Below are 7,457 nucleotides of genomic sequence, written 5' to 3'. Positions count from 1 at the left end.
AAAAAACTCCGCTAATACCCTCGTCATATATTTTTGAAATTGAAGAACCCTTTCTTCAAGAGCATCATTTTATAATTAGTAATTATTCTTCTGTAGCGACAGAAAAAACTCCTTTCTGTCTTATTTACAACAAACCTCCGCCGGCTGTTTAAGCTTTCCTATTTTTTTAACTGAATTGAACAAACTCAATTGAGTTATTATTTATTTGATGATTCTGTTGAAATAAATTCTTTTTGATTATCCGTTATTTGTAATAATTAATTTCTGCGTCATTCTGAATTTATTTCAGAATCTCATATAATGCTAAAAATCAAAGCTTATCAGATGAGACCCTGAATCAAGTTCAGGGTGACGGAACATTTTATGATGCATTACGGACATTCAAAATTCTTTCAATAATTTCTAATTTTCAGATAATTAGATTTCAATTTAAAGAATATTTCAGCATTCAAACTTCTATTTTTTCCGGATAAATTCTGAAGCAAAAATAGAGATCAACCCCATTTTAAAATTCTATTAGAAATGAAAACTGTTTTATCAGTGCTCATCTTAAGTTTGGTGGCAAGTTTTTCGCTACAAGCACAAAATTGTGAGTATACATTTTCAGGAACCTTAACCGACGAGCATAACGGCGAACCTTTAGTTGATGCCGTAATTAATGTGATTGGTAGCGATGTAGAAGTCTATTCAGATTTCTACGGAAAATTTAGCATCAATCATTTATGTGAAGGTAAAATTGAATTAAAAATCACCCATCCCGAATGTCAAGATTTAATTTATCCGGTTTTAATTGAAGGCGATACTGAAGAAGAAATAAAACTCGAACACCATTGGAAAGAACTTGAACAAGTATTACTCCAAGGAAATACCGTTGAAACCACTGTTTTAAACCGAGAAGTAGTTACTAAAGATTTTATCGAACAAGAATATACAGGATCGCTTTCTACGAGTTTAGAAAAGCTACCGGGCGTAAATGCGATGGAAGTTGGTGCCGGTATTTCTAAACCTATTATTCGTGGTTTAGGCTTAAACCGAGTTGTGGTGAGTGAAAACGGAATTAACCAAGCCGGCCAGCAATGGGGCGCCGATCACGGCTTAGAACTCGATGCGCTTTCTGTAGAAAAATTAGAAGTAATTAAAGGCGTTGCCGCTATTGAATATGGTAGCGATGCCATTGGTGGTGTTTTAAAAATCGATAACGACCAAGCTCCTGCAGAGGATGGTATTTCTGGTAAAGTGTTAACGATTGCAAAATCGGTTAATCAAACTTTAGGCGGTTCTTTCAACATTAATTATAAATCTGATAAATTTTTCGCCAAGGCTAGAGCTACCGGTTTATCGTACGCCGATTATAAACTTCCTGCAGATACGATCAATTACCTCAACTTCAACATTCCTATTTATGATGAAGAATTAAAAAATACCGCCGGTAAAGAAATAGATTGGTATGCGCAAGCGGGATATTTGGGAGAGAATTTTAGAAGTTCTATAAGCCTAAGTAATGTTTATCAAAAATCTGGTTTTTTCCCGGGTGCACACGGTATTCCTTCTATTGAACGCGTTCAACCCGATGGCGACCGCAGAAATATTGGCTACCCCTATCAACGTGTTAATCATTTTAAATTGATTAACAACAACCACTTTTTTATCAATGACGATGCAAAACTAACGGTGAATTTAGGTTATCAACACAATCATCGCCAAGAGTGGAGTTTATTTCATACGCATTACGGCAATCAAGAACCTCCAGAAGTTGATCCTAATTTAGAATTGAATTTCGATTTAACCACTTACGACGCAAAAGTAAAATGGGAACAGAAATTTTCTGATGAACACACCACAAATTTAGGAGTGGAAGCTAAATACCAAGACAATAACATTAAAGGTTTTAATTTTTTATTGCCGGAATACGAAGCGCAAAACTATGCTGCCTTTTTAACCCACGAATATAAGATCTCGAATTCTACGCTGTGGAGTTTAGGGCTACGTTATGATTATGGTAAAGTTGATATGAATGATTTTTACGATAATTATTTATACGATTATTTATTACAAAATGGTGAGAGTGAAGCAACCGCTAATGAGTATGCGCAAAGGAGTCCGCAATTATCTCGAAACTTCGGAAATTTTAATGTAATGCTGGGAGGTTTATTCACTTGGAATAAATTCACTTTAAATGCCAATATCGGTACTAACTTTAGATTACCAACACCGATTGAACTTGGAGCCAACGGAATTCACCACGGTTCATTTAGACACGAACAAGGAGATCCAGATCTAGATCCTGAAAAAGGTTATGTAGGTGATCTAGAAATTACTTACAAAACCAGCGACTTTGTAGCGAGGGTAAACCCTTATATTTATTATTTCGATAATTATATATTTCTTCAGCCTACAAGAACTTTTTCTTTGCTGCCACATTCCGGGCAATTGTATCGCTACAGTCAATCACAAGCTGTGTTGAGTGGTGTTGAAGTAAGTCTTCAAAAAACATTTTTCGAGCAGTTAAATACGCAAGTGGTTGCAGAATATTTATACAATCAGCAATTAACTTCAGAAAGCTCTAGAAATTATCCGTTACCTTTTACTCCGGCTAATAATTTGTATGCAGAAGTTGGATATTCCTTCAACAACCAAAATACGATTTTTCAAAACACAGAAATTTATGCCAATACAAGAATGACGACGGAGCAAGATCGTATTGCACAAGGAGAACTCGTGACTCCCGGTTATGCATTATTTGGTTTGGGTTTAAAAAAAGGCTTCAACTTATTCAATAAACAAAGCACTGTTCACTTACAGGTTTCTAATCTCTTCAATAAAAAATACTTTAAACACACGAGTTTTTACAGGAGGTTAGAAATACCAGAATTGGCGAGAAATATTCAATTAACACTACAGGTTCCGTTTTAATTGAAAAAATTTCAGCAACATATCACCTATTTTCTATTAGCGGTTTTTACGGCTTCGCAGTTCTATTTGTCATTTCACTTTTTGGCGATAGATCACGAATACCTTATCAACGATTTTTCTTCCGAAGAAAGTTATGTTCAAGAATTAAAACTTGCGAGTTTAAAAAGTCACGAGTGTAGCATTTTTCATCTATGGAAAAATAACTGGCTCATTTTAAATGCTGAAAGTAACTATGAATTAAATGACATATCCCAAACTAAATATTTCTCTTTTATAGCGATTAGCCACATTAAAACTGTTTCGCTTTTTTACTATTTACGAGGACCGCCGAATGAGGTTCAACTTTCGTAAACTTTTTAAAACAAATAACATCATTCAACAAAAAATAATAACAATGAAAATTTTTAATAAAAACATATTTTACTTATTTACCATCACAGCAGCTTTAGGGTTAACCTCTTGTAGCGACGACGATTTTAGCGACGGTTTAGACAATCAAGCGCCGGTAGTTACTATTCACGAACCAACTTCAGATGAAGCTGTAGCGGTTGGTGGCGAAGTACATTTAGATGTAGAGTTAGAAGACGATGTAGAGTTAGCTTCTTATAAAATTGAAGTACATAACGATTTTGATGGTCACGATCACGACAGACCGTTCGGTGTAGAACAAACCATCCCTTGGTCGTTAAACCAAACGCAAGAGTTAGATCCGGGGCAAACTAACTATACAATTCATCAGCATTTAGAAGTTCCTGAAAATGCTGCTGAAGGAGCTTATCACGTTGGGATTATTGTTTTAGACCAGGCAGGAAACCAAAGTGAAGCCTATGTAAGAATTATTGTTGGTGAAGAGCATAGCGGTGAAGAACACGGGATCACCATTACCGATGTTCATACTGAAGATGCCGCTAAAGGTGGTGAATTTCACGTAGAAGCTTCTGTCAATGCAGAACACGGTATTCAAACCATTTCTGTAAACCTTCACGGACACGATTTAACTCCAGAAGGTGACGAAGAAGATTGGACTTACAGTAACGATTTTACGACTTATAGCGGTAATTCAGCAGAATTTGTAGAACATATCGATGTTCCGGCTAATGCTACAGCCGGTGAGTATCACATCACTATTACGGTAATCGATACCGAAGGTCACACACATTCTGAAGGAAGTCATTTTCATATTACAGAATAAGTTGAAAAACTCTTTCAAACAAGAAAAACCCTACTTCACAGTAGGGTTTTTCTTTTATAAGTCTACTCATTTTAGAGTCCTCAATTTTACTTAAATTTGAAAAGAATCAAGAAATCATATAGCGATGAAAAAAATCATATTTCCCTTAATTGCATTAGCGCTAGTCGCGTGTAACGATTCAACAAAAGAAAAAGAAGAAAACACTCAAAAAGAGATTGCCTTGAACTATCCTGAAACCAAAAAAGCAGATACCGTAACCAATTATTTTGGCACCGAAGTAAAAGACCCGTATCGTTGGTTAGAAGACGACCGAAGTGAAGAAACAGAAGCTTGGGTAAAAGCCGAAAATAAAGTTACTTTCGATTACCTCAACCAAATTCCCTATCGTGATTCGCTGAAAGAGCGACTCTCAAAACTTTGGAATTACGAAAAAGTGAGCGCTCCTTACAAAGAAGGCGACTATACCTATTTTAGTAAAAACAACGATTTACAAAATCAATATGTGATTTATCGCTATAAAACCGGCGAAGACCCTTCTACTGCTGAAGTATTTTTAGATCCTAATATATTTAGCGAAGATGGCACTACCTCTTTAGGCGGAATGAGTTTTTCTGAAGACGGTAAAACTTTAGCTTATGCTATTTCTGAAGGCGGAAGCGATTGGCGAAAAGTGATCGTTATGCATGCTGAAACCAAAGAGATCACTGAAGACACCTTAGTCGATATTAAGTTTAGCGGAATGTCGTGGAAAGGCAACGAAGGCTTTTTCTACTCGAGCTACGATAAACCTAAAGGCAGCGAACTTTCAGCCAAAACAGATCAGCATAAATTATATTACCATAAACTGGGAACTTCTCAGAAAGAAGATGAATTGATTTTTGGCGGAAATGAAGCTGAAAAACATCGTTACGTAGGTGGTAGCGTAACAGAAGACAATAAATATTTACTCATAAGAGCCAGTGTTTCTACTTCTGGGAATAAATTATTCCTTAAAGATTTAGAAAACCCCGAAGCCGAATTAAAAACCATTATCGGCACGACCGAAACCGATACGTATGTGATCGAAAATCAGGGTAGCAAACTCTATTTAGTAACGAACAAAAATGCGCCAAATAAGAAAATTGTTACCGTCGATGCGGCCAACCCAAGTCCTGAAAATTGGGTCGATTTTATTCCGGAAACCAAAAATGTGTTGAGCCCTTCCACCGGTGGCGGTTATTTTTTTGCTGAATATATGGAAGATGCCGTTTCTGCCGTAAAACAATACGATTACGAAGGCAATTTGGTACGAGAAGTAGACCTTCCGGGCTTAGGAAGCGTTGGTGGTTTTGGCGGTAAAAAAGAAGAAAAAGAATTATACTATTCATTTACCAATTACATCACACCAGGCAGCATTTATAAATATAATATCGAAGAAGGCACTTCTGAACTTTACAGAAAACCAGAAATCGATTTTAAAGCAGAAGATTATGAAAGCCGACAGGTTTTCTTCACTTCTAAAGATGGTACAAAAGTGCCGATGATCGTTACTCACAAAAAAGGGATCGAGCTGAATGGCAAAAACCCTACAATACTTTATGGTTACGGCGGTTTCAACATTAGTTTAACGCCTTCTTTTAGTATTACCAACGCTGTTTGGATGGAGCAAGGTGGTATTTACGCGGTTCCTAACCTTCGTGGTGGTGGCGAATATGGTAAAGAATGGCACGATGCAGGGATCAAAACGAAAAAGCAAAACGTATTTGACGATTTTATTTCCGCTGCAGAATATTTAATTGAAAATAAATATACTTCTCAAGAATTTTTAGCGGTTCGTGGAGGTTCTAACGGAGGTTTATTGGTCGGTGCTACCATGACGCAGCGACCAGATTTAATGAAAGTAGCTTTACCGGCCGTAGGCGTTTTAGATATGTTACGTTACCATACCTTTACCGCAGGTGCAGGTTGGGCTTACGATTACGGAACGGCAGAAGATTCTAAAGAAATGTTTGAGTATTTATATAACTATTCACCGGTACATAATGTAAAAAATGATGTTGAATACCCCGCAACCTTGGTAACTACCGGAGATCACGACGATCGTGTTGTGCCGGCACATAGTTTTAAGTTTGCCGCTGAATTACAAGAGAAACAAGAAGGACAAAACCCGGTACTCATTAGAATTGAAACTAATGCCGGTCACGGTGCAGGAACGCCTGTAACCAAAACCATCGAGCAATATGCCGATATTTACGGTTTCACCTTATGGAACATGGGTTTTAAAAACTTACCGAAAGAGTAGTAATATTTTTAATGATTAATAACTAGATAACTATCGTCAGTTCAAGTGATTTGACGCAGTGAAACGGAGACAAATTGTATCGAGAAACATTTTCTTAACAACTTCTCGATACAATTGCTTTTTCGCTATCGCAAAAAGCAATCACTCGAAGTGACAAAGGCTAGTTATTAAACTTTTTCTTAGCTAAATTAGGAAGCTTGTCATATTCTGAATTAATTAAGGCTTCTTTTTTGACCTTTGACCACTTTTTAATTTTCTTTTCAAAATCTATTGCCATTCCTGAGTTTGAAAATTCAGTATAATATTTAAGTTCAACTGGACGTCTACTAAAAGTATAGCTGCTTTTATAAATACCCGATTGGTGTTCAAATAATCTTTGTTCAAGGTTGGAAGTTATTCCTGTATAATAAGTATTATCAGAGCATTTTAAAATATATGCGTAATATACTTTCATAAACTATTTGTTTTGAAAACGTCAGTTGAATTGAATTTATAACATAAAAATAATGAATGTTATCGAGAACAATATTAATCCCCTTCTCGATACAGCTGTTTTCCGCTATCGCTACAAACACCCACTCGAAGTGACCAAAAGAAAGTCAGTTCGAGTGATTTGGCGCAGTAAAACGGAGGTAAATTGTATTGAGAACTATTCGTAATAACTTCTCGATACAGCTGTTTTCTGCTATCGCTACAAACGCCCAATCAAAGTGACCAAAAAAAGTCAGTTCGATTTCTATGACAATTGCAAACGATTTTTATAATTTGTTTGATTTTTAATTAATGCCATAGCGATGTGTATTAACTTGTTCCTGACCGCATTTAAAACACTCATCTTATTTTTGCCTTCTTCGACTTTTCTTAGGTAATAAATTCGTAAATCATTTTGCATTCTTACCGCCCTCATAGCAGCCATCTGAAGTACGGACTTTAATGTCATATCTGCCATTTTAGATACTCTGGGTTTGGTTCTCAGGCTGGTGCCGCTCTGTTGTTCAAATGGTACCACTCCAGCAAAACAAGCCAGTTTTCTCGGGTCACATAATCGCTTAAAACCTTCTGTTTTTACTG

6 protein-coding genes are annotated in these 7,457 nt (G+C 36.4%); 4 read left to right on the top strand and 2 right to left on the bottom strand.

Features of this window, described 5'->3' with window-relative positions:
• Positions 1-522 precede the first annotated feature (522 nt).
• The 4 genes from G551_RS0111840 to G551_RS0111825 all read left to right on the top strand — a co-directional run bounded on the left by G551_RS0111840 (position 523) and on the right by G551_RS0111825 (position 6,386).
• Complete coding sequence (locus G551_RS0111840; RefSeq protein WP_027885769.1) at positions 523-2,913, top strand: TonB-dependent receptor; 2,391 nt, start codon at positions 523-525, stop codon at positions 2,911-2,913.
• The gene (locus G551_RS0111835; RefSeq protein WP_027885768.1) at positions 2,914-3,264 is read left to right on the top strand and encodes a hypothetical protein; all 351 of its coding nucleotides are present in this window, start codon (positions 2,914-2,916) and stop codon (positions 3,262-3,264) included. It begins immediately after the preceding gene.
• 43 nt (positions 3,265-3,307) lie between these two features.
• On the top strand, positions 3,308-4,105 hold the full coding sequence (locus tag G551_RS0111830) for a DUF4625 domain-containing protein (RefSeq protein WP_027885767.1): 798 nt from the start codon (positions 3,308-3,310) through the stop codon (positions 4,103-4,105).
• A 124-nt stretch (positions 4,106-4,229) separates the two neighbouring features.
• Positions 4,230-6,386, top strand: coding sequence for a prolyl oligopeptidase family serine peptidase (locus G551_RS0111825; RefSeq protein ID WP_027885766.1), 2,157 nt, complete (start codon positions 4,230-4,232; stop codon positions 6,384-6,386).
• A 160-nt stretch (positions 6,387-6,546) separates the two neighbouring features.
• Here the strand turns inward: G551_RS0111825 and G551_RS0111820 are convergent, their stop codons facing one another.
• Positions 6,547-6,840, bottom strand: a complete 294-nt coding sequence (locus G551_RS0111820) for a GIY-YIG nuclease family protein (protein WP_027885765.1) — start codon at positions 6,838-6,840, stop codon at positions 6,547-6,549.
• A 282-nt stretch (positions 6,841-7,122) separates the two neighbouring features.
• Positions 7,123-7,457, bottom strand: a 335-nt coding sequence (locus tag G551_RS0111815) for a transposase (protein ID WP_027885714.1), incomplete at its 5' end; no start/stop codon positions are given.

Origin of the sequence: Mesonia mobilis DSM 19841 (genome assembly GCF_000423405.1) — a bacterium.
GTDB lineage: Bacteria > Bacteroidota > Bacteroidia > Flavobacteriales > Flavobacteriaceae > Mesonia > Mesonia mobilis.
This window is presented reverse-complemented; position numbering and strand designations above follow the sequence as displayed.

Coding starts and splice junctions, on each gene's coding strand:
- G551_RS0111825 (WP_027885766.1), top strand. CDS start 4,230: ATGAAAAAAATCATATTTCCCTTAATTGCATTAGCGCTAGTCGCGTGT.
- G551_RS0111820 (WP_027885765.1), bottom strand. CDS start 6,840: ATGAAAGTATATTACGCATATATTTTAAAATGCTCTGATAATACTTAT.
- G551_RS0111840 (WP_027885769.1), top strand. CDS start 523: ATGAAAACTGTTTTATCAGTGCTCATCTTAAGTTTGGTGGCAAGTTTT.
- G551_RS0111830 (WP_027885767.1), top strand. CDS start 3,308: ATGAAAATTTTTAATAAAAACATATTTTACTTATTTACCATCACAGCA.